Origin of the sequence: Sphingomonas paeninsulae, assembly GCF_003660165.1 — a bacterium.
GTDB lineage: Bacteria > Pseudomonadota > Alphaproteobacteria > Sphingomonadales > Sphingomonadaceae > Sphingomonas_O > Sphingomonas_O paeninsulae.
In genome coordinates this window covers 686629-710555 of record NZ_CP032829.1, presented here as the reverse complement: position 1 = coordinate 710555, position 23927 = coordinate 686629, and the positions used below count along the sequence as shown (strand labels likewise).

The following is a 23927-nucleotide window of genomic DNA, read 5'->3' as shown; positions in this document are numbered from 1 at the left end:
GGGGAGGCTGAGAGATAAGAACCCGCGGGCTTCAAACAACCTCGCCATACCGGGTTTGCTTTGATAGATGGGAGCGGAATGATCGCGCGCACCGGCTCCTCCTCCGACCCCTTTGACCTGATTGTCGATTCGCCGTTCGATACTGCGTTGTCGGATCGGTATCTCGTCTATGCGATGTCCACGATCACAGCGCGATCGCTGCCCGACTTGCGTGATGGGTTAAAGCCCGTTCATCGGCGACTGTTGTGGGCGATGCGGTTGCTGAAGCTCGATCCGGCCAGCGGGTATAAGAAATGTGCGCGCGTCGTCGGCGATGTTATCGGCAAATATCACCCGCACGGCGACCAGTCGGTTTATGATGCAATGGTCCGCCTCGCGCAGACGTTTTCGCTGCGTTATCCATTGGTCGATGGGCAGGGGAACTTTGGCAACATCGATGGCGATGGCGCTGCTGCTTATCGGTACACCGAGGCTCGGCTGACCACGGTCGCAATGGATGTGATGGCCGGCCTTGACGACGGCACCGTAGATTTTCGCGCTACCTATAACGGGGAAGACGAAGAACCCGAACTCATGCCGGGCCTGTTCCCGAACCTGCTTGCAAATGGTTCGAGCGGTATTGCCGTTGGCATGGCGACCAGCATTCCGCCGCACAATGTCGCCGAAATCCTCGATGCCGCGGCGTTGCTGATTGATCAGCCCGACGCGGACGACGCCAAGCTGATGGCCTTTGTGCAAGGCCCCGATCTCCCAACCGGTGGTCTGATCGTCGATCACCCGTCGGCAATTGCGCGTGCTTACGAGACGGGGCGGGGGTCATTCCGTGTTCGTTCGCGCTGGCATATCGAGGATCTTGGGCGCGGGACCTGGGTCGCCGTCGTCACCGAAATTCCTTATGGCGTACAAAAGGGCAAGCTGATCGAGGCCATCGCCACGATCATCAACGACAAGAAGCTGCCGATCCTCGCCGACGTCCGCGATGAAAGCGATGAGGCAATCCGCGTCGTCATCGAACCGCGCAGCCGCTCGGTCGATGCCGATGTGCTGATGGAGAGCTTGTTCCGGCTGACCGAACTCGAAGTAAAGATCTCGCTTAATCTCAACGTTCTCGGTGCCGATCGTACGCCGCGCGTGATGAGCCTGAAGGCGGTGCTGAACGCGTGGTTGCTCCACCAGTTCGAAGTCATGATCCGTCGCGCGAATCACCGGATCGGCAAGATCGACGACCGCATCGAACTGCTCGACGGTTATCTGATCGCTTATCTGAACCTCGATCGCGTGATTGAGATCATCCGGACCGAAGATGAGCCGAAACCGGTGATGATCGAGGAGTTTTCGCTCAACGACCGGCAAGCCGAAGCTATTCTCAACATGCGGCTACGCTCGTTGCGGCGGCTTGAGGAAATGGAAATCAAGAACGAACGCGGCAAGCTCGACAAGGAACGTCAGGGACTGGCTGCGCTCGTCGAAAGCCCGGCTCGCCAGCGCACCAAGCTGAAAAACGACCTCGGCAAACTCCGCGAACGCTATGGCCCGGAAACCGTTTTGGGCAAGCGCCGCACGACCGTCTCCGAAGCCGCGCCTGCCAAGGAAGTGCCGCTCGATGCGATGATCGAACGTGAGCCGGTGACCGTGATCCTGTCGCAAAAGGGCTGGATTCGGGCGTTGAAAGGTCATGCCGACCTTTCCAGCGCAGAGACGACAAAGTTTAAGGAAGGCGATGGGCCCGCATTCGCCATCCACGCCCAGACGACCGACAAGATCATGATCGCCGCCGCAGATGGCCGGTTCTACACGCTCGGCGCTGACAAATTGCCGGGCGGTCGTGGCTTTGGCGAACCGGTACGCCTGATGATCGACTTGCCTGGCGAAACCGGCATCATCCGTATGTTCACAGCGCGGCGCGATGCAAAATTGTTGCTGGTCGCCGGTGACGGTCGCGGCTTTGTTGCACAGGTTTCCGAACTGATCGCCGAGACGCGCAAGGGACGGCAGGTTGTTAATGTGAAGGCGGGCGCGAAACTGGCGATCGTTCGTTCGATTGCACCAGACCATGATTTCGTTGCGACGATTGGCGAAAATCGCAAGCTGGTGATCTTTCCATTGAGCGAACTTCCCGAAATGTCGCGCGGGCAGGGTGTGTCGCTTCAGCGTTATCGCGATGGCGGTCTGGCGGATGCAATCTCGCTGACTTTCGCCAATGGCCTGAGCTGGCCGATGGGTGGCGACAGCGGCCGCACACGGACGGAGGCTGATCTAACGCCGTGGCGGGCGGCTCGCGGTGCTGCTGGCCGGATGCCACCGACCGGGTTTCCCCGGGACAATAAATTCGGGATATAACCCCATTGGACTGTGCAAAATTTAGCACACCTTAACTATCCTCGATTAAGCCAGTGATATGGATATTGCTGCCAAGGCGCGCATGGCGATGCGCACCCGCTCCCCTGTTTCGGGAATATTGGTCGGCCGTGTCTCGAATATCGCAGATATCGTCAACGAAACGCCGGCTTACATCGCGATCCGACAGACGTATCTCGAAGCATTGCCAATTGCTGCAGCAGTCCTTGCTTTGCATGATGGCGATCTCGAAATCCACGCCGCGAACACCGCATGGAAACGCCTTGACCGACAGCGGGTTTCGGGGCGGGAACACATTCTTGATGGTGTCGGTTGCGCTGATGAGATCGTGGAGGTCATGAACGGCGATGCTGCGGCAAAGCAGTTCGACTGGCGCGATGGCGGCATAATCGACGGACGGCATTTCACAGTTTCGGTTGCTCCTCTTTGCGCCAGCGATCGTGCAGATGCGCGGGTATTGGTCACGCTGCTCGATCGCACGAGCGAAGTGCAGACCGAAAAGTCGCTGCGGCTCGAAATGCTGACGGACAGCTTGACCGGCTTGATGAATCGGGCCGGATTTGTCGAACACCTCGAAACGCGCATGGCCGACGACGGTAGCGAAAACTATGCCGTGATGGTGGTCGATCTGGCGCGATTTAGCCGCGTTAACGAATGTGTCGGATCCCTGGGTGGCGACGAACTCATCATTACAGTGGCACGCCGCCTGCTTTCGACACTGCGTGGATATGATCTTCTGGCGCGGACAGGTGCCAATGAATTCGCGATGGTCGTGCGCCTGATCGATGGACCGGGCGACGTGCTCCATGTCGCCCGCCGCGTCGGTGAGGTATTGGCGCGTCCTTGCAAATTGTCCGACTTTGAAATCAAGGTAGACTGCGCGATCGGTTGCGCGCTCGCTGCCGAAAGCGGCGTCGATGCCGAAAAATTGGTGCGGCACGCGCAGATCGCGCTGAATGAAGCCAAGCGCACGCAACGGGTCGAAATGTATCAGCCTGCCGCGCTTGCCGCGTCCAATCGACGATTCACGCTGGAAACCGAATTACGGCGCGCCATCGAATGCGAATCGCTGGACATGGCATTTCAGCCGCTGATGTCGCTCGATACCGGCCGGATAGCAGGGTTCGAGGCATTGGCGCGGTGGAATCACCCCGATCTCGGCATCATACAGCCGGCCGAATTCATTGCCGTTGCCGAGGAATCGGGCCTGATCGTGCCACTGGGTCGTTGGGCATTGAACCGCGCACTGGCGACGTTAAAAAGCTGGGATGAGGAAGCGCACCGCGTTTTGCCGCTGTATGTCGGTGTGAACCTGTCTGCGATCCAGGTCGCGCGCGACGATATCGCCGGACTGGTCGGCGGCGCGCTGCGGGATTACCACCTGTCGGGGTATCGGCTGTCAGTCGAACTTACCGAAAGCGCAATCGTAGCCGATCCCGACCGCGCCGGTCGCACGCTTGATGCGCTGAAATCAGTTGATGCCATGTTGGCGATGGATGATTTCGGCACCGGCTTTTCAAATCTTGCCAGTCTTCAGAAGCTGCCGATCGACACGTTGAAGATCGACCGCAGCTTCATCACCGGTATGCTCGGTGATCCCGACAAGGTTGCGATCGTGCGCGCAATCCTCAGTCTCGCTCAGGCGCTGGGGATGACGACGACTGCCGAGGGTATAGAATCGCGCGAACTTGCGCAGACGCTGGCGGCGCTCGGTTGTACGACGGGGCAGGGGTTCTTTTACGCTCCCGCTCTCGAAAGTGGAGCGGCCCTGAAATTCGCGCTGGACTCGCTTAGCTAGGTAACGCGCCGTCGACGATTACATCGAACGCCGCTCCAGTCGGAAACCCCGCCATGATCCACATTTCCTCGATCCGTGCCAACGTTCGTGAAACCTCTGGTCCCGATTCGACGCCGCGCGAAATCAGCGCGCCGCCCGAAATGGGCAGTTTGGGTTTGCGCCAGTGCGAAAGCGCGGCGAAGTCACCCGCTACGCCCTGACCGATCAGCAATCTATCGACTGCACTCTCCACGCCTATCCGATAGGCCAGCGCCGCAATGGGTTGGGCATTATCACTGGTACAGGCCATGACCAGCCGCCGCGATTTCGCGTTCGACAGTCGCAATCGCTTGGCGATTTCAGTGGCAGCTTGTGGACGTGCTCCGATCAACGCGGCCAGCCGACGTATTGCATTGGGGGGCAGGTTGAACTCAGCTTCCCGCAGGATCAGCCGCGCGAGCATGGCCGCGTCCTCGATCTCGGGCAGCACGGGCTTTAGTATCTGACGCGTCAGCATCAGCTCGACCGCCGGAACCGGATTTGCCACCGCCAGCAGTTTTATCAACTCATCCGCGATCCGTTCACGCGACAGTGCCATCAGGTCGTTCGCCCGAAGCGCGCACGCATCATATGCCGCAGCATCGGGCTCACCTTGTCCGAACCGCGCGTGAAAACGAAAGAAGCGTAATATCCGAAGATGATCCTCAGCAATGCGGGCGAGCGGCTCTCCGATGAAACGGACCACTCCGAGTTCGAGGTCTGCACACCCGTCGAACCAGTCGTACACTTGCCCGGTCAGTAAATCCGCCGACAGGGCATTGATCGTGAAATCGCGTCGCGCCGCGTCCTGCTGCCAGTCACCGGTATAGGCCACCGTCGCGTGGCGCCCATTGGTTGAGACATCACGCCGCAACGTCGTGATCTCGACTGGCCCGCCAGCGGTGACCGCCGTAATCGTTCCATGTGCAATCCCCGTTGGAACGGCCTTTATACCGGCTGCATTCAGCCGCTCGATGACTTGTTCGGGCCGCAACGTTGTCGCCATGTCGATGTCACTGACCGGCACCCCGAGCAGCCCGTCGCGTACGGCCCCGCCAACATAGCGTGCCGTATCGCCAAGCGTTGCGATGAGGTCGTCCAGTCCGGCACGGTGTCGCCATTCGGCGTCGGGAAGCGCGCCCCTCATCGCAGCCGCGCCGCAAGATTTGCGAGCATTGCCGCAGTAGCGCCCCAAATCCGGCGTTCGCCCCATGTGATCTGTAGATAGCGACGCTCTATCCCGTCGATCGTTGCGTGCTGTTCGACAAGATTTGCCGGGTCCAGAACGAAATTGAGCGGCACTTCGAACACCGCTGCAACCTCGGCATCATGCGGAACCAGTACCAGATCGGGCGCAATCACACCCAGCACCGGTACGATGTCGAAACCCGTTCCCGTTTGATATAGTCCCATCGTCCCGACGATCTCGACCGCAGAGGGTGGCAATGCAACCTCTTCCTGGGCTTCGCGCAGGGCGGCCGCGATTTCGTCAGCATCTTCGGGATCGACACGTCCCCCCGGAAACGCGATTTGCCCCGCGTGCCGTCGCATCGTTTCGGGGCGTAGCGTCAGGATCAGTCCCGGCTCAGGGCGATCGGTCACCGCAATCAACACTGCCGCCGCCATGCCGGTTCCCGCGCTTTTTCCCCGCATATCATTAGCGAAAGGCGCAGAAATTCCCGCGGTCGCTTCCAGCTTCAGCCTTAGTCTCGCCGCCAGATTCACGCTTCGGACATCGCAAAATAAAAACCGTTACTCCACAGGCCAACCGGTTCTTTGTCCTCGGTCTCGTCCAGCGCCAGATTGGCCAGTTCGTAATAGACCGATCGTGCTATCAGAGCCTCCATGCCACCGCGTACTTGCAGATAAGGGTGCGGGCCGTCGGCCTTCGTTTCAAACCGCAGCGCGTTTTCGGCACCTGCAACGACAAAGTCGCCGGTATTGAGCCGAAACGCCAGCTTGCGATGCTTTCCCGAACCTTCGCTCTTGACCTCGACCGCGACGAATGGGGCATCCTCGACCAGAATGTCGAGCTTTTCGCCCGGCGTCACAAGCACGTAACTGCCATCCGCCTCACGTCGCAGGATTGTCGAGAACAGCCGCACCATTGCTTCTCGCCCGATCGGTGATCCCTGATGATACCAGGTGCCGTCCCGCGCGATCCTCATGTCGCTGTCGCCACAATGTGTCGGGTGCCACTGATCCACCGGCGGCAGGCGCTTTTCGCTTAGCGCTTTTGCAATATCGGTCAGGCTCATTGTGGAGAGGTCGGGCAGGGGGTCCATCGGCATTGCATCGATCTAGGCGTTGACCCCAATTATTACAAAGGCGCGAGTGCAGCGACGCGGGGTCCAAGGAGACCGGTGGCTGGCAGCACGCCATCGTACCGGCACAGCAGCCGTCGTTGTTCGACCGGCCCCGGCACCGTCCAGCCCTGAGTCGCGTCGGCACTGAAGCCAAAGAATCGCCCATAATATTCGGGGTCGCCGATCATTACCAAGGGGTCGCGCGCTTTTGTTTCCACCAGAGCTGTCATCATCGCGCGTCCAATGCCGCCGCGTTGCAGACCGGGCACGACCGCGACGGGGCCGACCAGCACCATTGGCAGGGTGTCGAGAGCCGCCGGCCAGCTTTGCAACGTACCAATGAGTGTCTTGCCATCGAATGCGGCGAAACTCAGCGCCGGAATCACCGACATTCCTTCACGGATTCGGTACGCGGTGCGACTATGACGATCGAGACCGAACGCGTCGTCCAGCAGGGATTCAACAGCGGCAGAGTCGGCCAGCGACAGGGGGTGATATTTAACGTCATGGGTCGCGGGCACTTAGCGGCGTTTTCTGCGATTGGAAGTGTCGTTTGCTCGCACGGCCTTTTCATCCGGGCGCACGGTGTCTAGGCGGCGCTGATGAACGATTTGCTCCAGCTCGAAGTCCTCGATCTCGAAGTTCCGGTTCTGACCGGGATTTATTCGGAAGAGACGCACCTGCCTCAGCCGTTGCGCATATCTGTCATCGTCGATCTTGATGTGATGGATTGTTTCGCACCGGACACGCCATTGTCGGCATCAAAAAATTATATGGACCTGAAACGCGCGGCCACCACCGCTCTGCCATCGGACATCCATTTCGTTCTGGTCGAGGCTGTTGCCGATCATATCATCGACACTTTGATGATCCCCGACCCCCGTATCGCGCGAGTCGAAGTGCGGATCGTTAAGCTGGCTATTGCCGAGGAAAGTGAATCAATCGGAATACGTCGCGTGCGATACCGCAAGTAGGGAGGACAGCACGATGAAACTGGCACTCGTTACTGGCGGCAAACGGCGTGTCGGTGCCGCAATCGCCAAGCGCCTTGCTGCCGACGGCTGGACTCTGGCCCTGCACAGCCATCACGAGATTGCTGACGAAGCCGTATATCCCGGCGCGCATGGCTTTGTTGCTGATTTAGCCGATCCAGATGCCGCCGATCTGCTTATCGATGCCGTTTCATCGCATTTCGGAACGCCGCCAACGCTGCTCGTCAACAATGCGTCGCGATTCGAATGGGACGATGTTGCCAGTATGACTCCCGCATCACTTGCAGGACATCATGCTGTAAATGCTGCGGCTCCGGTGCTTCTGGCGCTGGCTTTGTCGCGGACCCATGCTACCGGCAGCGTAATCAACATACTTGATCAGCGTATTCAAAACCCAAATGGCGATCAGCTTGCCTATACGCTGTCAAAGACCGCTCTCGCAGGAGCAACGCGAACGCTGGCCGCGGCGCTGGCTCCGCGCTGGCGGATCAATGCCGTTGCTCCGGGCCTAACGTTGCCGACCGCTGACTATGACGACGCGAAAATGGCCCGTCTGACCGATGCCATGCCGTTAAAGCGTCTGTCGCAGCCCGACGAAATTGCCGCGGCGGTGGCCTATCTGTCGGGTGCATTGTCGGTCACCGGACAGACGATATTCGTCGATGGCGGTGCGAGCCTGAAAAGTTTCGATCGCGATTTCGTTTTTCTCTAACGCCGCGTTCGTTCGCAGACGCCCAACCGTGCGATGACAAAGGCATAATCCTCCCGCGCAGCGTTGGCATCGGCGGCAGCCAGTTCAGTTACCGCCGCATCGGGCAGCGTGTGTGGCAGGAAACAGGCCAGCCGATACCAGGGCAACGTGTCTTTCGCGGGCGGTCCGGCAGCCTCATCGACGATTTCGCCCAATGCAAGCGCCCAGCGTGGTTCCTGCCCCGGCCGACGCAGGATGCTGAGCGAAACCGGCGCACCGTTCGCAGTCGTGAGGAATATCTGAGTTTCGCCTTCGCCCGGGATCGAGCCGGCCACATGGAATGCGCTGCCGACGCCGGTAACGACCGGTGCAGCATCGGGAGCAAGGACGGCGGTGATGACCGATCGCACTTGCGCATCCAGTGAAGCGGTCCACATCATCTGTGCGTCGCGGGCTGTAAGCTGAAGCTCGCCGGGCCGATCTCGTACAGGAAGCGCCGCGACCAGCACGTCGGCACCCTTTAATTTCGGGACGCGGCCACGCGAATCGAGCGGAAGATCGACTATGTAAGTCAAGTGCGGCGGAACACCCGGCCCTCGAATAAGTGCAATAACGTCAGCTTCGATGTAAAATCTGTTGATTCCCGCAGGTAAGACCGCATCTTTGATCCGCGTTGCGCTTTTAATGCGTGCACGCAGCGCAACAGGAGCTGCGCCGTAAAGGTCGACCACATCCGCGTAATGCAACTCTCCCGACGAGTTTGTCATAACCGTTTGAACTGGCTGGGAAAAAGATATTTCCATGGGGTTGATCGCGATAATCGCAATGGCCTGCGCGGCCGCCTTACAAACATCTTTCGGGGAACCAAACATGCACTCGTTCCTTTAAATTATGTGTTTTGTAACACTTTTGTCCCGCAACTGTCCTTCCTTAACGTCGGATTGCTGGCAAAAGCGGATTGCGCGACACAGGTCGTGGCGATAGTGTTTCCCCGTCTGCCAGATTAAGAAACAATGTGAAGGCAGGATGGGTTGTTGGATTTTCCGGTCGGCAGACCGGCGGCAGCAACTCTTATGGCCTGTTTGAGGAGTGTTCGAGCCGGATGGCATATACCGACAAACATGGAATGGATTCGAGCAAGCTGGGATCAATGGTGATCGTTGGCTTGGTCACTGCGCTGATCCTCTATCTGCTCGTTGCTGTGAATTATGAGCGCATAAAGAAGACAGCGGAAGAGCTGAAAGTTATCGATATCGAGGAGCCGCCTCCGCCACCGGAAAAGCTGCCGCCACCGCCCCCAAAAACGGTGCTGCCGCCTCCGCCAGTGGTTTCGCCTCCGCCGATTGTTCGGACGAATACGGCTCCGCCGCTGATTACGACCGTGGCAACCCCACCACCGGTCTTTATTCCGACGCCTGAGCCACCACGTCCGGCACCGCCCCCGCCGCCACCCCGGCAGCGGTAAAGCTTACGCCGCGCGGTAACTTTCAAAGTCTGATGTCGACCGACGACTATCCACCGTCTGCCCTTCGTGAAGGCGCAGAGGGAACGACCGGATATCGGCTTGAAATCGGCCCGGACGGTCGTGTCACTGGCTGTTCGGTCACGCAATCGAGCGGATCGTCACAACTGGACGACACCACCTGCAGGCTTTTGACGCGTCGTGCGCGCTTCAATCCCGGAAAGGATTCTGCCGGCAATGCGACCGGCGGCGTTTATCCTGGCCGCTTCAAGTGGGTCATTCCGAAATAACTTAGCGCATGGGCATCGTGCCCAACCGATTTCAAACGAACAATCTATCAAGGGAATAAACGAAACATGTTGATCCAGATCATCGCAGCCGGTCAGGTCGCTGCAGGCGAAGCCGCCGGCTCCCACGAATCGAAATTCGGCCTGGTAGCCGCTCTTAGGCAGGGTGGCGCGCTGACATGGGGCGTTTTCCTCATTCTCGTGTTCATGTTCATGGTGTCGCTGTACATCCTGTTCGCCAAGCTTTGGGAGCAGCAGAAGATCATCAACGAGGGCAAAAAGGTTCGCGCCGCATTCTGGAATTCGACCAGCCTCAAGGAAGCCGCTTCGAAGCTCGATAAGGATAGTGCTTATCGCCAGATCGTCGACGACGGTATCCGCGCTCAGGAACAGCACACGTTGCTGACCGATCCGGTTGATTCCCATGACTGGACCCAGATGTCGCTGGCCCGCACACGTGCTGCCATCGATTCGAAGCTGAAGTCCGGTCTGGCGTTTCTCGCCACGACGGGTTCGACTGCTCCGTTTATCGGTCTGTTCGGTACGGTTATCGGTATTCTCGGCGCTCTGCTGAACATCGGTACTGCCGGTCAGGCGTCGATCGACACCGTTGCCGGCCCAGTGGGTGAAGCACTGATCATGACCGCTATCGGTCTTGCCGTCGCCGTTCCTGCCGTGCTTGCGTACAACTGGTTGCAGAGCCGCAACAAGTCGATCTCGGAAGCTCTCGGCACGTTCACCAACGACGTTCATGGCTGGATGGCTTCGGGCGGCGCGGTTAAGCCTGCTACGACAGCACGGATTGCAGCCAAGCCAATCGCTCCTGCCAAGCCAGCATCTGCGCCAATCAAGGCCTAAGACCGCTCGGCCCAATTAAGGGCCGTCGGAATGCTGTACTAATGTGACGGGGGCCGGATTGCCCCCCTGATACCCGAAATGGGACAGGACTGATTTATGTCAATGAGTGTAGGTGAGGGCGACACCGAAGACCAACCGATGTCGGACATCAACACGACACCGCTGGTCGATGTCATGTTGGTCATGCTGATCATCTTTTTGATCACGATTCCGGCAATCGTTCAGAAGGTTCCACTGGAACTGCCAAAGGTCAGGTTCGACCCTACGACGACGAAGCCTGAGAATGTTTCGCTGTCGATCAAGGCAAGCTCTACAGGAGCTTGTGAGGTTTACTGGGGTCAAACCCGAGTGGATTCGAGCGAGTTGCTGGATCGTGCCGTCAAGAAGTTGAAGGACGAGATCGAACGTCAGGGCGGCGTAAACGCTCCCGGCCTCGAACTGCCAGAGGCGCACATCCGTGGCGATATCAACACGCCATGGCGCTGCATCGCCGGACCGATCTATAACTTCCAGATGGCCGGTTTCACCAAGGTCGGCTTCATTTCCGAGCCGCCACCGAACGGCGCCTGATCGCGGGTCCGATATTCGATTTTGAGGAGTTTGCCCGATGGCAATGAGTACCGGCGGTAACGACGACGAGCCGATGATGGAAATGAACACGACGCCGTTGATCGACGTCATGCTCGTTCTCCTCGTCATGCTTATCATCACGATCCCGATCCAGACGCACGCCGTGAAGATCGATCTTCCGGCGAATAATCCGAACCAGCCGAAGCCGCCGATCGACCCCGTGGTCAATAAGCTGTCGATCGATCCTGCTGGAACGATCCTGTGGAATGCGACGGCAATCGATATGGCGACCCTGCGCGATTATCTCGGTCGCACGAAGGATATGGTTCCCGAACCAGAGCTTCACGTCCAGCCTGACCCGCAGTCGCGCTACGACGTCGCCGATCGCGTGTTCGCGGAGATCAAGCGTTCGAAGATCACCAAGATGGGCTTCGTTGGTAACGAGCAATACGCTCAGTTCGCCAAGTAACTCACCGATCCAGATTGAAGGCGCGTCGGAAACGGCGCGCCTTTTTTTGTGCCCTCAGGGTTTGTGCTTCCGGGATGCAGAACCCAGGTACGCGGAGCGGAGCCGCCCCGTCAATTTCGTCGGTAGGGTCCATATCTCTAGCGGAACCGAACTTGCTGGTAGACCGATGGACCCTGAACCAAGTTCAGGGTGACGATGAGAGGATGATACTTAATAACGTGGCTTCGCTGCGCCTCGGACCTCGCACGGGCAACCATGCTCCGAGAGTCCTCCGCTCCATGTTGTAGAGTTACAAAACCACTATTCGCAGCGTGAGGTATTAGGCCGCCATGCCCTCAAACTGCAGCCGCGCCAGCCGCGCATAAAGACCGTCCGAACGGCTCAGCGATTCGTGATTGCCCTCTTCGACGATCTTGCCATCGCTCATCACGATAATCCGATCCGCCGCGCGGACGGTCGCCAGACGGTGCGCGATTACGATGGTCGTCCGGTTGGTCATCAGCCGGTCGAGCGCGTCCTGCACCAGCCGCTCGCTTTCCGCATCCAGCGCGGATGTAGCTTCGTCGAGCAACAGGATGGGGGCATTCCGCAAGATGGCGCGTGCAATCGCCAGACGCTGGCGCTGGCCGCCGGAAAGGCGGGCTCCGCCTTCGCCCATGAACGTGTCGAGGCCATCGGGCAGTTTGCGCAGGAATTCGGCGGCGTTGGCAGCTTCGGCGGCATCCCACAGTGCGTCGTCGCTCGAATCCCAGCGTCCATAACGCAAATTGTCGCGCGCGCTGGCAGCGAAGATGACAGTCTCTTGTGGGACCATAGCAATGCGCGCGCGCACTTGCGCAGGGTCGGTCAGTTGCAGGGCAACGCCATCGACGCAAACCTTGCCCGACGCCGGATCGTAAAACCGCTGGATAAGCTGGAACAATGTCGTCTTGCCTGCGCCCGAGGGGCCCACAACTGCCACGGTTTCGCCCGGTGCAATATCAAGCGAGAAATCGCTGAGCGCGCTGACTTCCGGGCGGGTCGGATAACGAAAGGTCACATGTTCGAAAGAAACACGGCCCTGCGCGTTTTCGGGCATAGGGAGTGGAAATGCCGGTGCAGCAATTGTGGGTCGTTCGTTTAACAGTTCGGCCAGACGCCCGGCGGCGGCAGAACCTCGCAACAGGTCGCCATAAACCTCCGTCAGCGCACCGAAAGCACCCGCGACCAGTCCGCCAGTCAATACGAACGCCGCTATGCTGCCACCGGTCAGCCGACCCGCCACCACATCGAGCGCACCCTGCCACATGACAGTGGTAATCGACCCGAAGATCAGCGTGATGATGACCGCCGTCATTACCGAACGAAGCGCAATCCGTCGTTGCGCGGTCGAAAATGTGTTTTCAACGGCATTGCTGAACCGCTCGATCTCGCGCTGTTCCTGACCGAATGCCTGAACGACTTTCATCGCGCCAAGTGTTTCGGAGGCAACCGACCCGACGTCGGCAATGCGATCCTGGCTCTGCCGCGATATTGCCTGAAGACGGCGACCGAGAATGACGATGGGCAGAATAATGACCGGAATTCCGATCAGCAGCATTCCCGTCAATCGTGGTGCCACGGTGAACAGATAGCCGATTCCGCCAATGCCGATCACGAGATTGCGTAACGCCACCGATACCGTGGTTCCCACGATCTGTTCGATGATCGAAGTATCCGCAGTCAGCCTCGATGCGATTTCGGACGGACGGTTCTCCTCGAAGAAACTGGGCGACAGAGTGACCAGATTGCGAAGCACAGCCGCGCGGAGATCGGCGATAACGCGTTCACCAAGCCACGATACGAAATAAAAGCGCGTCGCCGTTGCCAGCGCCAGCACAATGACGGTCAACAGCAGCAGCTCGAACCAGAAATTGATCCCGCCATCAAGGTATCTGCCGAGCGAACTTTGCAGCACGATGAGCATTGGTGAGCGTAAAGGCGTGGGACCGGTGTGGCCGCCAAATCCCTGATCGATGACTTGCTGAAAGCCCGCGGGGATCGCCAGCGTTGCCGCCGCCGCTACCAAAAGCGCAAGGCAGGCTCCGGCTATTCGCCATGGGTATTGAAGGGCAAAATGCCAAACGACGCTGAGGTTACCGAGATTGCGGCTGTTCGTCGCTTTGGGGAGTTCTGCCATGCGCTGCGCCTAGCAGCGTTGAGGGATCGTCTCAACTGGCAAGAAGGTCGTTCTGCCCGCCCGACCGAGCAAGGCAGAACGTTAGCCAATTTTACAGGATAACCTCAGCCATCTTGTCCTTGTAATCTTTCTTGGGGTCGATTCCGACCATCATCTTGATGCCGGCAACGATGCTGGATGCGTCGATCCAGATTTCGGCCCGTTCGGGATCGAGGCGGATCAGCGCGATCTTCGGATCATCCTTTCCTTCGTACCATGCGGCCACATACGGATTCCACAACCGGTCGATGGTCGCACGGTCGATCGATGTCGTCAGTTTGCCGTGAACAGTTGCCCACACATCGTGCCCCTTCGACACGAAATGCGCCATCGCCCGCGCACTTTGTCCGACTGAGGTATAAAGGTGGTCGTCGGTGGAGGCGAAAAACCAGATTGGCCCACCGTCGTCGTGCTCAGTTTGCGCCGTCATCGGGCGCGCATGGCCGTCTTCACCTTCTGCCAGCCCCAGGAACATCGTCCGGTCCGACTTCAAAGCTTTCCAGAACTTGGCTTTGATTTTCGCATCATGGGTAGCTGCATCGTCTGCCATCACATCGTCTCCGTTGACTACGAAAACAAAACCGATGGGACGGAAAGCTGTTCCCCCGCCCACGTTGTGGAGCGGGGAAAACTGTTGCGCGTTTTACAGAACTTCAAACAGCCCAGCGGCTCCCATGCCGCCGCCGACGCACATGGTGACGACGACGTATTTCGCGCCGCGCCGCTTGCCCTCGATCAGCGCATGGCCGGTCGCACGCGCGCCGGTCATACCGTAAGGATGTCCGATCGAAATCGCGCCCCCGCTGACGTTCAGCAGGTCGTTCGGGATGCCGAGTTTATCGCGGCAATAAAGCACCTGAACGGCAAATGCCTCGTTCAATTCCCACAGACCGATGTCGTCCATCGTCAGGTTGAAACGCTTGAGTAGTTTCGGAATTGCCACTACCGGACCGATGCCCATTTCATCGGGTTCGGTGCCGCCGACCGCCATGCCGACATAGCGACCAAGTGGCGTCAGTCCGCGCTGTTCGACCAGCTTTGCTTCCATCAACACCGACGAAGACGAACCGTCGGACAACTGGCTGGCATTGCCCGCAGTGATCGTCATGTCGGGGCCGAGGACCGGCGGCAGCGCCTTCAGCCCCTCAAGTGTTGTTTCCGGTCGATTGCCCTCGTCCCTGGCGATCGTCACCTCCTTATAGGTGACCTCCTTGGTCTCCTTGTTAACGATGGCCATGTTCGCGGTGACCGATACAATTTCCTTGTCGAAATAGCCCGCCGCCTGAGCCGCCGCCGTGCGCTGCTGCGACTGGAGCGCATATTCGTCCATCGCGTCGCGGCTGATGCCATAGCGTTTGGCGACAACCTCCGCCGTCTGCAGCATCGGCATATAGACGTCCTTGTGCATTTTTAGCAGCTCTGGATCGGGAGCAACGCGCATCTGCGGTGTCTGGACCAGCGAGATGGATTCGACACCGCCTCCGATCGTGATGTCCATATTGTCGGTGATGATCTGCTTGGCGGCCGTCGCGATTGCCATCAGGCCCGACGAGCATTGGCGATCGAGCGACATGCCTGATACGGTGACTGGCAAGCCTGCACGGAGGAGCGATGTGCGCGCGATATTGCCGGCCTGATGGCCCTGCTGAAGCGCGCAGCCGAAAACAACATCATCGACTTCCGCAGGGTCGATTCCGGCGCGTTCGACTGCGGCCTTGATCGAATATGCCCCCAGCGTTGGCGACGGCGTGGCATTGAACCCGCCGCGATAGGCGCGGCCGATGGCAGTTCTGGCAGTGGATATGATGAGGGCTTCGCGCATTTTCAGGCTCCTTCGAAGTATATTGCGATCTGTGTCTCGGGTCAGACTATGACTTGGGTGATCCATTCCGCGATGAGTGCCGGTTTATCCCCGTCCTCAATCTCTAACGAAAATTCGATCGTCTGCTGGAATTGGCCGGGGTGCTTTTCGACGAACTCGATCAGTTTGATATGTCCCCGCACGCGCTTTCCCGATCTGACCGGGGCAAGGAACCGACATCTGTTGCCACCATAATTCAGCCCGTGCTTGACGCCTGCAAGCTCAGGCAGATCGGCCGTCGTCGACAGTAACGGGAGGAGCGACAGCATCAGGAATCCATGAGCGATCGTGCCGCCAAATTCCGTCTGTGCGGCGCGCCCCGGATCGACATGGATAAACTGGTGATCGCCCGTCGCATCGGCAAAGCGGTCGATCATTGCCTGATCGATGGTCAGCCAGTCGGACACGCCGATTATTTGACCAGTCAGGGCCCCCATTTCTTCGGCGGTGACGATTGCCATTCATGGTCCTCAAAAGGAGGCATTAAGACCGCTCGATTGCTCGAGTCAAAACCCACGGTTTCCGCAACGTCGCATTTTCCCGAAACCGTTCGAACGAATCAAATTGGGGTATTTTGCTCTTCGGCAACGGCGTTCGGATCGGCAATTGTTGCCTGATAACTGAACGCAATATTCGCCTTTTGCAGCGCCTCGACGGCGCCTGTCATCACGGCATGGCGCGCGACGTCGCGGGCTTCGGCGGCACCCTTTGTCACATGGAATATAAGTTCGACCTTAATCGCATTATCGGCGAAACTGTTGAGCCACGCGTGGTCGAAACGACAGTTCAGCACAGCTTCGACAGCAGCCTTCAGCATATCGGGAAGCGCCCCCAGTTGTGCTGCCGGAGTGGCATAGTGAATGGGCAGCGACAGCACGACACGGCGTTCGGGAATGCCATGCATATTGCGGATCTGCATATCGAGCAGCTTGTTGTTCGACATGATGATCTGTTCGCCATCGACCGATCGCACGCGCGTGGTTTTCAGGCCGATCGCCTCGACCGAACCCGTCGCATCGCCGAACCGGATCGTTTCACCGACGCGGAACGGACGGTCGAACAGGATCGCCAGCGCGGCAAACAAATCCTTGAATATACCCTGTGCCGCCAGACCGATGGCGATACCACCAACGCCAAGTCCCGCGACAAGCCCGGTAACGTTGACGCCCAGATTGGAGAGAATGAGGACAATCGCAATGGAAAACACCGCCGCCGTAACCAGCACCCGGATAATCGTGATCGCGCTGCCCAGTGTTTCGTGTCCGCTGGCACGGTGTTCAATACTGCCAAGGATCAGTTCGCGGGCAAAGATTGCGGCTTGCAGGGTCGCTGCAATCACGAACAGGAAATAGATCGTGTGCGCCAGATCGGAGGGTGCATGGGCATAGGTCGCAACGATTTGCGCTGCGACCGCGACCATGAACCAGACCCGCGTCGTCGCCAGTGCCTTGCCGATAACCGATTGCCAGCGGCTATGGGTGGGGTCGCTGCGACACAGTCGCTCACCCAGAATTTTTGCGCCATAAAGCAGCGCAACGATGACCGCTCCAAAAATGGCGGCAAGCCCGATCTGAACGCTGTGCCCGGTAATCCAGGCAAAGCTGTCGTCCCAAAGATGGGTAACCCGCTCGTCGAGCGGTGGTGTCGTTTCCATGCTGTTATTCATCAGGCCGCCTTGGATACCGCCTTCGCCCCGGCGTCAAGCAACTCGATGAGCGCGCGCTCGGCCGGCGAGAGCCAGCGGGTCTTTCGAGGCAGCACCAGCGCCTCGGATGATGTCGACGCACGTTCTAAAACATAAGGATGCACATAGGATTTGCGCGCAATGGTTGGCGTATTCCCCAGCGCCGCCGCAACCGGTTCCAAAAGCTCGGCCAGTTTGATCTTTATCCCCGACGACGCGGCGATCTCTACGTGTTCGAGTGCGATTACGCTGGCACTCCAAGTCCGGAAATGTTTGGCGGTGAAATCGTCACCCATTGCGTCGCGGATATAGGCGTTGACCTCCGCCGAACCGACGCTGTGAATTTCGCCGGCGTCATCGCGATACTGGAACAGTTGCTGGCCCGGCAGATCCTGCACGCGGCGCACCACGCGGCTCAGCCCCCGGTCGGTGATTGTCAGTTTGCGCATAACGCCCGACTTCGCACGATATTGCAGGTTCAGCCTTTGCCCGGCGACCTTGACGTGCCGATTGCGCAGCGTCGTCGCGCCAAAGCTCTTGTTCGATTGCGCATAGGCTTCGTTACCGACGCGCAGATGGCCGATGTCGAGCAACCGGACCACGGCGGCAATCACGGTGTCACGGTCGGTCGCCTTGCCCGCCAGATCGCGCTCTACGCGAGCACGCAGCAGCGGCAGCGCCCGTCCGAATGCCGAACATTTGTCGTATTTCGCGGCATCCTGCGCCGCGCGAAACCCGGTGTGATAGCGATATTGTTTGCGACCCCGCGCGTCATAACCGATCGCTTGAATATGCCCCTCCGGCGATGGGCAAAACCATGCGTCGCGATAGGCGGGCGGCAGCGCGACCTTGTTCAGCCGGTCGATCTCATCGCGGTCGGTGATCCGCACGCCCTTCGCATCCCAATATCCCCAGCCGTGCCGCATTTTCTTACGGGTGATGCCGGGCAGTTCTGGATCGACATAACAAATCATCGCTGGGCCTTGGTCGCTGTTCACGATTGCAAAACCAGCGCCCGCCTTACTTCGTTCCCTTTGGGGCAATCACGATGGCTGAGGCACAGCCTTTCTAACCGAGCCAAAGCCGGGTTGGGATTGGGCCTCCTTCGCGCGCCGCGCCGCATAAGTGTCGAGTCCGATTTGCAACCCGACGAGCATGTAAACGAACGGCTGAAACGCAATGCCGACGAACAGCGATCCGATCAGGTAGATCAAATGCCCCTGTTGCAGTGCGATCGCCAGACTTGCGATCCAGCCATCCTCCTGACTCTTGCGATAACGTGTGCGCAGAACTTCCATCCGGAACAGTCCGCTCAGGTGAATGACCAGCCACAGCACCAGACCCGGATACCCCTGTTCGCCCAGCATTTCAAAATAGGCCGAGTGATAGGCGCGCGCCTGATCATATTCGACGATGCTCGACACGTCCTGCTGCTCACCCGTCGTCACCGTCGCATGTTTGACGATGCGCAATTTGTTCTGGCGATAGGCTTCGAACCCGCCGCCATATGGGTGGTCCTTCACATAACCCAGCGTCCACTGCCAAACCGCGATCCGCGTCGAAGCGGAAGAATCGGCCTGATATCCCTGAATCGTATTCATCCGCGTCGTGAAACTGGCGGGCAACATGGGGATCGCGACCAGCGCCACCGCAGCCAATCCACCCAGATAAAGCACCCGACGTTTGGTCTGGCGCAGGAACGTCACGCCCAACACGCCGATACAAATCAACCCCGTCCGCGCCTGTGTTCCGACAGGGATCAGCAGGCAGGCAAAGATCAACGCCGCGGCAAACAGTCTGACGCGCCAGTCGGGCACATAAATCGTGCCGTATCGCGCCAGCCACGCGATCAGCGGGATGATCGCAATCGCGACGGTGGACAGGATGCTGCCTTCATAAAGGCCGCTGTTGCTGTCCATCATCAGGTTCAGCGAGCCATAGCCGCCGCCGCCCGCCGCTGTTTTGATACCGCCGACAATGATGATCGACGCTGCGGACAGTACCATGAACAGCACCAGCGATTCGATGCGCAGCCTTGTGCGCAGCGTGAGCGGCAGGAAGATCGCAAAGGCCAGTGCCTTCCAAACCCAGCTCCACTTGTCTGCTGCCTCCAGCGGAAAATCGGCCTGAGTCGTCGTGATCCCACAATAAACCAGCAGCATCAGCAACATCACTTGTCGCGGCGTAACGCGTGTGTCGCGCTTGTCGTCGAACAGCGCCCAAGACCCGACCGCAAGGGAGACGAGGATCAGCGAAATCGGAACGCTGTTCAACAGAATATAGGTCAGACGTTGTGGTGAAACGATATCGACATAGACATAGGCGAGCACGAACAGGAACGGCCGCCTGAACCCCATGCCGATCAGCGCCAGCAGAAACCCCACAAAAGCGAGATCGCGCATCTATCGTTTGCCCCAGCCGCGCAATTTAGATTCGGGTGCGGGCTGATCCTTGATTTCCGCCCGCACTTCGCGGTCCAGATCGGGTCGCGCCATCAGCTTCCACGCTGCGTATAATAGCAGCAGATGGGTCAAACCAAGGGAGAAATTGTCGATCATTGCAAACTGCCCCTAGAACAATGCAGTTGACGCGGCATTAAGCCCGATGTGGCAGGACGGGTGAATATGCGTATCCTTCACATTCTCGACCATAGCTTGCCGCTGCACAGCGGCTACACTTTCCGCACGCGTGCGATCATGAAAGCGCAGATCGCGCAGGGGTGGGACGTGCGCGGCGTTACGGGGCTGCGGCAAGAGGACGATGCGCCCGCCGGTGTATTCGATGGATTAACATTCGACCGCACGTCGCCGCTGACCAATACAAAAAAGGGGCTTCGTGAAATTGCCGAGATATCGGCGTTCGCGACTCGCATCGACAGCGTAGTAGAGGCATTTCGCCCCGACATTCTGCACGCACATTCCCCCGTTCTCGATGCGCTGGCGGCGCTTCGTGTGGCGAAACGTCGTGGTTTGCCGCTGCTCTACGAAATCCGCGCCTTTTGGGAGGATGCCGCCGTCGGTAACGGAACGGGGCGGGAAGGGTCGCTCCGCTATCGCGCGATCAAGGCGCTCGAAACGCTGGCCGTCCGGCGTGCCGACGCGGTTGCGGTTATCTGCGAGGGGCTGCGCGATGATCTGGTTTCGCGCGGTATTACTCCCGAAAAGATCATGGTGTCGCCCAATGGCGTCGATCTCGGGATGTTCGGAAAACCGGTGAAACCCGACCCGGCATTGATCCGGCGACTCGGGCTGGACGGTGCCGATGTGGTCGGATTCATTGGCAGCTATTATGATTATGAGGGGCTGGACGACCTGATCGCCGCGATGCCTGCGCTGGTTGGTGCGCGTCCAAAGGCACATTTACTGTTGGTCGGTGGCGGTCCGATGGAGACTTCCCTGCACGCTCAGGCGGCGGCTTCACCCGTCTCCGAACGCATCCATTTCGTCGGACGCGTGCCGCACGAGGAGGTTGAGCGTTATTACAGCCTGATCGACGTGCTGGCCTATCCGCGTAAGAAAATGCGGCTGACAGACCTTGTTACGCCATTAAAGCCTCTTGAGGCGATGGCGCAGGGTAAGCTTGTTGCGGCCTCGAATGTTGGCGGCCACCGCGAACTGATCGAGGATGGCGTTACCGGAACCCTGTTCGCGCCCGACGATCCGGCCGCGATAGCGCGTGCGCTGGCCGCAATTTTCGAAGATCGGGGCCATTGGAAGGAACGTCGGGCAACGGCGCGCAAGTTTGTTGAACGCGAACGTAACTGGTCGTCAAACATTTCTCGTTACGAACCTGTTTATCAAAAGCTGGCTGCTCGCCGGCCGCAACAGGATCGTTGATCATGGTGACACTAGCACGACGCGTAAGCCGCACCCCTCTGGCCCCAGTGGTCGGGGTCATGTTCGGCGCGGTTGCGGCAATCCTCGTCGCGGCCATGCCCGCGTGGATGTTCGACAAAGCCGTTGTGGAAAGCGGTCTGCCATCCATTCTGTCGTTCGCTGCGCCGCCGCTGGGGCTGACCGCGCGTGTGCTGGCGATGGCGCTTGGTTTCATTGTCGTCGGCGGTGGGTTGTGGCTTGTCCTCGAGCTCATCGAAAAGGCGCTGAAGCCTTCTTCTAGCAAGCCGGCACCGTCGTGGCACGATGAGGGCTATTCGGAAGAGGATGAGCCCGTGAAGGTCGAAGGACGGCGCCGGCCGATTTTTGCGCCAACCGAACTGGGTGCGCCGTTGATGTCGGACGAAGCAATCGCTCCGGCGCTGCAGTCAATCGAACCGGAAGTGGCACCGATTCTTCGGACCGAGCCGGAGCCTTTGCCCGAGCCGCTTTCAGCGGTCGATCACAGCACACTGACTCCCGAACCGGAACTCGAAAAACCGTTGAGCGCCGTTGAATTCGACCTGCCCCCTTCGGATACGCCGGACAATGACGACTCGATCCAGTCGCTGATCCGCCGCCTCGAAGCCGGCCTTGCCCGTCGCGCCGCGAACGACCCTGGCCCGGATTCTCCAGCGTCCGCGCCGTCCCCTCTGGCGCTTTCGAAAGACTGGATCGTTTCCGACAATGACCAGCCCCAGTCCGGGGCTGACCATGACGGCTTCCGCCAGGCGCTCGGTGCGTTGAAGAAATTCGCTTCACTTTAAGCCTCCGCGATCGTCAGTGCGCGTAGTCCCAACCGCACACTCTCAGGCAGATCATTGCGTTCAGCCAGTTCGATATCCGCGACAAAATGGCCGGGCATCGGGAGGTCGGCTTCGGGCAAATTCTGGATCAGCGTGCCTAGCTTGTCGCACGGGCCAATATCGAACCAGATCATGTGGCGCGTGCCTGTAAAGGTTGCGCTCGACCATTTCGACGTGCGGTGATCGACAGCAGAAAGCGGCCCGAAATAGACCGACAAGGCGCGAATGAGGCGATTGCTGACGTCACGGCTCATTTGCGCGACTCGATAAAGGCGAGAATGCGTGCGGTGATGGCGTTGCCCGGCTCGCGGCCACGCTTCATGTCATGGATCAGTCGAGGGTCGCGAACCGCCTCGCGTCCAAAGCGCGTGGGGGCCATTCCCGTCTGGCGCAAATGAACCTCAATCCTGCGTAGCAAATACATCATCGTTCCCCGACTCCGTGAATAGGTAATTTCCTATTTCATCGGCAATTTCCTACTTGTCTAGGAGTTTTCCTATCGCTATGTCGATTTGATGGTTGATGCGCGCGAAACACTTGAACGGCTGATCCGTGAACGCGGAGAGGATTATGTGGCACTGTCGCGGCTGATCGGTCGCAACGCCGCCTATATTCAGCAATACATCCGCAGGGGCGTTCCGAAAAAGCTCGACGAAAACGACCGCCGTACACTCTCGCGTTATTTCGGCGTACCCGAGTCAGCACTCGGCGGCCCTTCGGTACCAGAGGTTACGGCGGCAACCGCAATAAAACGGGGAGTGTCCGGGTTAATCGCCATCCCGAAAATCGCGGCGCACGCCTCGGCTGGTCCGGGGTCGCTCCATGATTCGGATAGCGTGTCGGGCCAGATCGGTTTCGATGCGAAGTGGCTTCGGTCGGTCACCGCCAATCCCGCATCGGTTTCGGTCATTCAGGTCGAGGGCGATTCGATGGTGCCGACGCTGGCCGATGGCGATGACATTCTGGTCGACCGGTCCGATGGCCCAGACCGTTTGCGCGATGGTATCTATGTCCTGCGGATCGACGATGCGCTGAATGTGAAGCGGCTCGCGATCAACCCGGTTTCGCGCAGCGTGACGATCAAGAGCGACAATGCTGCCTATCCAAGCTGGCCGGACTGCGACCTGAGCAAGATCGAACTCATCGGCCGCGTGGTCTGGGTCGGTCGCAAACTCAGATAATCAACGCCGGTCTTTCAGCCAGAGCAGCAGCGCCAGCACGCCACCGATTGTCAGCCCGCTAATGAACCCGATCGTTGGCTGCCCATAGGAACGCCCGATGAAGACGCCTGCGAACGCGCCGATCGCAATGAAGATTCCGCCACTGCGGGTATTTTGGGGACGTTCGGCCATATCGCTCCCTTGGCACGGCAATGCTCCGGTCGCCAGAGGGGTATTGGTCAATCTTTCGTTCACCACCCTGATGCGCGATTTGGCAGAACCCTGCCATTATAGCTGCCGCTCACACAAATTCAGGAATCCAGATGTCGATACCTTATGTTGCCGATCGCCAAACCGTCGTCGATGCCGACGCGCTGATTTTGGCGTTTGGCGACGATGCGGGATTCGAGGCGGCATCGCGTGCGGAGTCCAGTCGCGACCGCGGGAATGTCGTGGGATTCTGTCGCTGGAGGCAGATCGAACGGTTGATCGCGGTGCTTGCCGGACCCGATGCAGTGGGCACAGTTCACTAACACAC

At 59.1% G+C, this 23927-nt stretch carries 29 protein-coding genes; 13 read left to right on the top strand and 16 right to left on the bottom strand.

Annotated features, from left to right (window positions below):
• Positions 1-78: 78 nt before the first annotated feature.
• The gene (gene parC / locus D3Y57_RS08820; RefSeq protein WP_121152674.1) at positions 79-2340 is read left to right on the top strand and encodes a DNA topoisomerase IV subunit A; all 2262 of its coding nucleotides are present in this window, start codon (positions 79-81) and stop codon (positions 2338-2340) included.
• Between the two features lie 58 nt (positions 2341-2398).
• Entirely contained in the window at positions 2399-4156 is a 1758-nt protein-coding gene (locus D3Y57_RS08815) for a putative bifunctional diguanylate cyclase/phosphodiesterase (RefSeq protein ID WP_239026003.1), read from the top strand.
• Here the strand turns inward: D3Y57_RS08815 and D3Y57_RS08810 are convergent.
• The 4 genes from D3Y57_RS08810 to D3Y57_RS08795 all read right to left on the bottom strand — a co-directional run bounded on the left by D3Y57_RS08810 (position 4149) and on the right by D3Y57_RS08795 (position 7001).
• A complete protein-coding gene (locus tag D3Y57_RS08810; protein WP_121152673.1) occupies positions 4149-5321 on the bottom strand; it encodes a CCA tRNA nucleotidyltransferase in 1173 nt (390 codons plus the stop codon). The genes D3Y57_RS08815 and D3Y57_RS08810 overlap by 8 nt on opposite strands.
• Positions 5318-5827, bottom strand: coding sequence for a CoA pyrophosphatase (locus D3Y57_RS08805; RefSeq protein ID WP_121155660.1), 510 nt, complete (start codon positions 5825-5827; stop codon positions 5318-5320). The genes D3Y57_RS08810 and D3Y57_RS08805 overlap by 4 nt, the downstream gene beginning before the upstream one ends.
• Positions 5828-5895: 68 nt before the next feature.
• Positions 5896-6465, bottom strand: coding sequence for a DUF1285 domain-containing protein (locus D3Y57_RS08800; RefSeq protein WP_121152672.1), 570 nt, complete (start codon positions 6463-6465; stop codon positions 5896-5898).
• Positions 6466-6494: 29 nt separating this feature from the next.
• Entirely contained in the window at positions 6495-7001 is a 507-nt protein-coding gene (locus D3Y57_RS08795; RefSeq protein WP_121152671.1) for a GNAT family N-acetyltransferase, read from the bottom strand.
• A gap of 81 nt (positions 7002-7082) precedes the next feature.
• On the opposite strand from D3Y57_RS08795, the gene D3Y57_RS08790 reads away from it, so the two are divergent.
• Both D3Y57_RS08790 and D3Y57_RS08785 read left to right on the top strand, forming a co-directional pair.
• A complete protein-coding gene (locus D3Y57_RS08790; RefSeq protein WP_121152670.1) occupies positions 7083-7454 on the top strand; it encodes a dihydroneopterin aldolase in 372 nt (123 codons plus the stop codon).
• 13 nt (positions 7455-7467) lie between these two features.
• Positions 7468-8184, top strand: coding sequence for an SDR family oxidoreductase (locus D3Y57_RS08785; RefSeq protein WP_121152669.1), 717 nt, complete (start codon positions 7468-7470; stop codon positions 8182-8184).
• Here D3Y57_RS08785 and D3Y57_RS08780 read toward each other — a convergent pair.
• Positions 8181-9035 carry a hypothetical protein gene (locus D3Y57_RS08780; protein WP_239026002.1) on the bottom strand — a complete coding sequence of 285 codons (855 nt, stop codon included), beginning with the start codon at positions 9033-9035 and terminating at the stop codon, positions 8181-8183. The genes D3Y57_RS08785 and D3Y57_RS08780 overlap by 4 nt on opposite strands.
• A 143-nt stretch (positions 9036-9178) precedes the next feature.
• On the opposite strand from D3Y57_RS08780, the gene D3Y57_RS21350 reads away from it, so the two are divergent.
• The 5 genes from D3Y57_RS21350 (at position 9179) to D3Y57_RS08760 (ending at position 11809) form a co-directional block, all read left to right on the top strand.
• On the top strand, positions 9179-9628 hold the full coding sequence (locus D3Y57_RS21350; RefSeq protein WP_347400417.1) for a hypothetical protein: 450 nt from the start codon (positions 9179-9181) through the stop codon (positions 9626-9628).
• Positions 9629-9660: 32 nt separating this feature from the next.
• Positions 9661-9915, top strand: a complete 255-nt coding sequence (locus tag D3Y57_RS21345) for an energy transducer TonB (RefSeq protein ID WP_239026001.1) — start codon at positions 9661-9663, stop codon at positions 9913-9915.
• Between the two features lie 66 nt (positions 9916-9981).
• A complete protein-coding gene (locus D3Y57_RS08770) occupies positions 9982-10770 on the top strand; it encodes a MotA/TolQ/ExbB proton channel family protein (RefSeq protein WP_121152668.1) in 789 nt (262 codons plus the stop codon).
• 96 nt (positions 10771-10866) lie between these two features.
• Positions 10867-11340 carry an ExbD/TolR family protein gene (locus D3Y57_RS08765; protein ID WP_121152667.1) on the top strand — a complete coding sequence of 158 codons (474 nt, stop codon included), beginning with the start codon at positions 10867-10869 and terminating at the stop codon, positions 11338-11340.
• Between the two features lie 37 nt (positions 11341-11377).
• On the top strand, positions 11378-11809 hold the full coding sequence (locus D3Y57_RS08760) for an ExbD/TolR family protein (RefSeq protein ID WP_121152666.1): 432 nt from the start codon (positions 11378-11380) through the stop codon (positions 11807-11809).
• Positions 11810-12128: 319 nt separating this feature from the next.
• Here the strand turns inward: D3Y57_RS08760 and D3Y57_RS08755 are convergent, their stop codons facing one another.
• The 8 genes from D3Y57_RS08755 to D3Y57_RS20170 all read right to left on the bottom strand — a co-directional run bounded on the left by D3Y57_RS08755 (position 12129) and on the right by D3Y57_RS20170 (position 20109).
• Positions 12129-13967 (bottom strand): ABC transporter transmembrane domain-containing protein, encoded by a 1839-nt coding sequence (locus tag D3Y57_RS08755; protein WP_121152665.1) that lies wholly within the window; start codon positions 13965-13967, stop codon positions 12129-12131.
• A gap of 91 nt (positions 13968-14058) precedes the next feature.
• Complete coding sequence (locus D3Y57_RS08750) at positions 14059-14556, bottom strand: pyridoxamine 5'-phosphate oxidase family protein (protein ID WP_121155656.1); 498 nt, start codon at positions 14554-14556, stop codon at positions 14059-14061.
• 93 nt (positions 14557-14649) lie between these two features.
• On the bottom strand, positions 14650-15828 hold the full coding sequence (locus tag D3Y57_RS08745; protein ID WP_121152664.1) for an acetyl-CoA C-acyltransferase: 1179 nt from the start codon (positions 15826-15828) through the stop codon (positions 14650-14652).
• A 41-nt stretch (positions 15829-15869) separates the two neighbouring features.
• On the bottom strand, positions 15870-16328 hold the full coding sequence (locus D3Y57_RS08740; protein ID WP_121152663.1) for a MaoC family dehydratase: 459 nt from the start codon (positions 16326-16328) through the stop codon (positions 15870-15872).
• Between the two features lie 98 nt (positions 16329-16426).
• Positions 16427-17533 carry a mechanosensitive ion channel family protein gene (locus D3Y57_RS08735; RefSeq protein ID WP_121152662.1) on the bottom strand — a complete coding sequence of 369 codons (1107 nt, stop codon included), beginning with the start codon at positions 17531-17533 and terminating at the stop codon, positions 16427-16429.
• On the bottom strand, positions 17533-18525 hold the full coding sequence (locus tag D3Y57_RS08730) for a DNA topoisomerase IB (protein WP_239026057.1): 993 nt from the start codon (positions 18523-18525) through the stop codon (positions 17533-17535). Before D3Y57_RS08730 ends, D3Y57_RS08735 begins: the two co-directional genes overlap by 1 nt.
• Positions 18526-18594: 69 nt before the next feature.
• The gene (locus tag D3Y57_RS08725) at positions 18595-19953 is read right to left on the bottom strand and encodes a putative O-glycosylation ligase, exosortase A system-associated (RefSeq protein ID WP_121152661.1); all 1359 of its coding nucleotides are present in this window, start codon (positions 19951-19953) and stop codon (positions 18595-18597) included.
• Positions 19954-20109: a hypothetical protein gene (locus D3Y57_RS20170; protein WP_162986983.1), complete on the bottom strand. Its 156-nt coding sequence runs from the start codon at positions 20107-20109 to the stop codon at positions 19954-19956. It lies immediately after the preceding gene.
• A 66-nt stretch (positions 20110-20175) separates the two neighbouring features.
• Here D3Y57_RS20170 and D3Y57_RS08720 point away from each other — a divergent pair, with 66 nt between their 5' ends.
• Both D3Y57_RS08720 and D3Y57_RS08715 read left to right on the top strand, forming a co-directional pair.
• Positions 20176-21387, top strand: coding sequence for a TIGR04063 family PEP-CTERM/XrtA system glycosyltransferase (locus tag D3Y57_RS08720; protein WP_121155653.1), 1212 nt, complete (start codon positions 20176-20178; stop codon positions 21385-21387).
• 2 nt (positions 21388-21389) lie between these two features.
• Positions 21390-22190 carry a hypothetical protein gene (locus D3Y57_RS08715; RefSeq protein ID WP_121152660.1) on the top strand — a complete coding sequence of 267 codons (801 nt, stop codon included), beginning with the start codon at positions 21390-21392 and terminating at the stop codon, positions 22188-22190.
• On the opposite strand, the gene D3Y57_RS08710 is transcribed toward D3Y57_RS08715, so the two are convergent.
• The gene (locus D3Y57_RS08710) at positions 22187-22483 is read right to left on the bottom strand and encodes a hypothetical protein (protein ID WP_121152659.1); all 297 of its coding nucleotides are present in this window, start codon (positions 22481-22483) and stop codon (positions 22187-22189) included. The two genes, D3Y57_RS08715 and D3Y57_RS08710, sit on opposite strands and share 4 nt — an antisense overlap.
• Positions 22480-22656, bottom strand: a complete 177-nt coding sequence (locus tag D3Y57_RS20165) for a hypothetical protein (RefSeq protein WP_162986982.1) — start codon at positions 22654-22656, stop codon at positions 22480-22482. The genes D3Y57_RS08710 and D3Y57_RS20165 overlap by 4 nt, the downstream gene beginning before the upstream one ends.
• Positions 22657-22744: 88 nt before the next feature.
• Here D3Y57_RS20165 and D3Y57_RS08705 point away from each other — a divergent pair, with 88 nt between their 5' ends.
• On the top strand, positions 22745-23410 hold the full coding sequence (locus D3Y57_RS08705; protein WP_121152658.1) for a S24 family peptidase: 666 nt from the start codon (positions 22745-22747) through the stop codon (positions 23408-23410).
• Here the strand turns inward: D3Y57_RS08705 and D3Y57_RS20160 are convergent, their stop codons facing one another.
• Entirely contained in the window at positions 23411-23581 is a 171-nt protein-coding gene (locus D3Y57_RS20160; protein ID WP_162987066.1) for a hypothetical protein, read from the bottom strand.
• Positions 23582-23712: 131 nt separating this feature from the next.
• Between D3Y57_RS20160 and D3Y57_RS08700 the strand changes: the two genes are divergently transcribed.
• The gene (locus D3Y57_RS08700; protein WP_121152657.1) at positions 23713-23922 is read left to right on the top strand and encodes a hypothetical protein; all 210 of its coding nucleotides are present in this window, start codon (positions 23713-23715) and stop codon (positions 23920-23922) included.
• Positions 23923-23927 lie beyond the last annotated feature (5 nt).

What these genes read in the sequence shown, in the direction of transcription:
- parC (WP_121152674.1), top strand. Translation starts at nt 79, where the DNA reads ATGATCGCGCGCACCGGCTCCTCCTCCGACCCCTTTGACCTGATTGTC.
- D3Y57_RS08815 (WP_239026003.1), top strand. Translation starts at nt 2,399, where the DNA reads ATGGATATTGCTGCCAAGGCGCGCATGGCGATGCGCACCCGCTCCCCT.
- D3Y57_RS08810 (WP_121152673.1), bottom strand. Translation starts at nt 5,321, where the DNA reads ATGAGGGGCGCGCTTCCCGACGCCGAATGGCGACACCGTGCCGGACTG.
- D3Y57_RS08805 (WP_121155660.1), bottom strand. Translation starts at nt 5,827, where the DNA reads ATGCGGGGAAAAAGCGCGGGAACCGGCATGGCGGCGGCAGTGTTGATT.
- D3Y57_RS08800 (WP_121152672.1), bottom strand. Translation starts at nt 6,465, where the DNA reads ATGCCGATGGACCCCCTGCCCGACCTCTCCACAATGAGCCTGACCGAT.
- D3Y57_RS08790 (WP_121152670.1), top strand. Translation starts at nt 7,083, where the DNA reads ATGAACGATTTGCTCCAGCTCGAAGTCCTCGATCTCGAAGTTCCGGTT.
- D3Y57_RS08785 (WP_121152669.1), top strand. Translation starts at nt 7,468, where the DNA reads ATGAAACTGGCACTCGTTACTGGCGGCAAACGGCGTGTCGGTGCCGCA.
- D3Y57_RS08780 (WP_239026002.1), bottom strand. Translation starts at nt 9,035, where the DNA reads ATGTTTGGTTCCCCGAAAGATGTTTGTAAGGCGGCCGCGCAGGCCATT.
- D3Y57_RS21345 (WP_239026001.1), top strand. Translation starts at nt 9,661, where the DNA reads ATGTCGACCGACGACTATCCACCGTCTGCCCTTCGTGAAGGCGCAGAG.
- D3Y57_RS08770 (WP_121152668.1), top strand. Translation starts at nt 9,982, where the DNA reads ATGTTGATCCAGATCATCGCAGCCGGTCAGGTCGCTGCAGGCGAAGCC.
- D3Y57_RS08765 (WP_121152667.1), top strand. Translation starts at nt 10,867, where the DNA reads ATGTCAATGAGTGTAGGTGAGGGCGACACCGAAGACCAACCGATGTCG.
- D3Y57_RS08760 (WP_121152666.1), top strand. Translation starts at nt 11,378, where the DNA reads ATGGCAATGAGTACCGGCGGTAACGACGACGAGCCGATGATGGAAATG.
- D3Y57_RS08755 (WP_121152665.1), bottom strand. Translation starts at nt 13,967, where the DNA reads ATGGCAGAACTCCCCAAAGCGACGAACAGCCGCAATCTCGGTAACCTC.
- D3Y57_RS08750 (WP_121155656.1), bottom strand. Translation starts at nt 14,556, where the DNA reads ATGGCAGACGATGCAGCTACCCATGATGCGAAAATCAAAGCCAAGTTC.
- D3Y57_RS08745 (WP_121152664.1), bottom strand. Translation starts at nt 15,828, where the DNA reads ATGCGCGAAGCCCTCATCATATCCACTGCCAGAACTGCCATCGGCCGC.
- D3Y57_RS08740 (WP_121152663.1), bottom strand. Translation starts at nt 16,328, where the DNA reads ATGGCAATCGTCACCGCCGAAGAAATGGGGGCCCTGACTGGTCAAATA.
- D3Y57_RS08735 (WP_121152662.1), bottom strand. Translation starts at nt 17,533, where the DNA reads ATGAATAACAGCATGGAAACGACACCACCGCTCGACGAGCGGGTTACC.
- D3Y57_RS08730 (WP_239026057.1), bottom strand. Translation starts at nt 18,525, where the DNA reads ATGATTTGTTATGTCGATCCAGAACTGCCCGGCATCACCCGTAAGAAA.
- D3Y57_RS08725 (WP_121152661.1), bottom strand. Translation starts at nt 19,953, where the DNA reads ATGCGCGATCTCGCTTTTGTGGGGTTTCTGCTGGCGCTGATCGGCATG.
- D3Y57_RS20170 (WP_162986983.1), bottom strand. Translation starts at nt 20,109, where the DNA reads ATGATCGACAATTTCTCCCTTGGTTTGACCCATCTGCTGCTATTATAC.
- D3Y57_RS08720 (WP_121155653.1), top strand. Translation starts at nt 20,176, where the DNA reads ATGCGTATCCTTCACATTCTCGACCATAGCTTGCCGCTGCACAGCGGC.
- D3Y57_RS08715 (WP_121152660.1), top strand. Translation starts at nt 21,390, where the DNA reads ATGGTGACACTAGCACGACGCGTAAGCCGCACCCCTCTGGCCCCAGTG.
- D3Y57_RS08710 (WP_121152659.1), bottom strand. Translation starts at nt 22,483, where the DNA reads ATGAGCCGTGACGTCAGCAATCGCCTCATTCGCGCCTTGTCGGTCTAT.
- D3Y57_RS20165 (WP_162986982.1), bottom strand. Translation starts at nt 22,656, where the DNA reads ATGATGTATTTGCTACGCAGGATTGAGGTTCATTTGCGCCAGACGGGA.
- D3Y57_RS08705 (WP_121152658.1), top strand. Translation starts at nt 22,745, where the DNA reads ATGGTTGATGCGCGCGAAACACTTGAACGGCTGATCCGTGAACGCGGA.
- D3Y57_RS20160 (WP_162987066.1), bottom strand. Translation starts at nt 23,581, where the DNA reads ATGGCCGAACGTCCCCAAAATACCCGCAGTGGCGGAATCTTCATTGCG.
- D3Y57_RS08700 (WP_121152657.1), top strand. Translation starts at nt 23,713, where the DNA reads ATGTCGATACCTTATGTTGCCGATCGCCAAACCGTCGTCGATGCCGAC.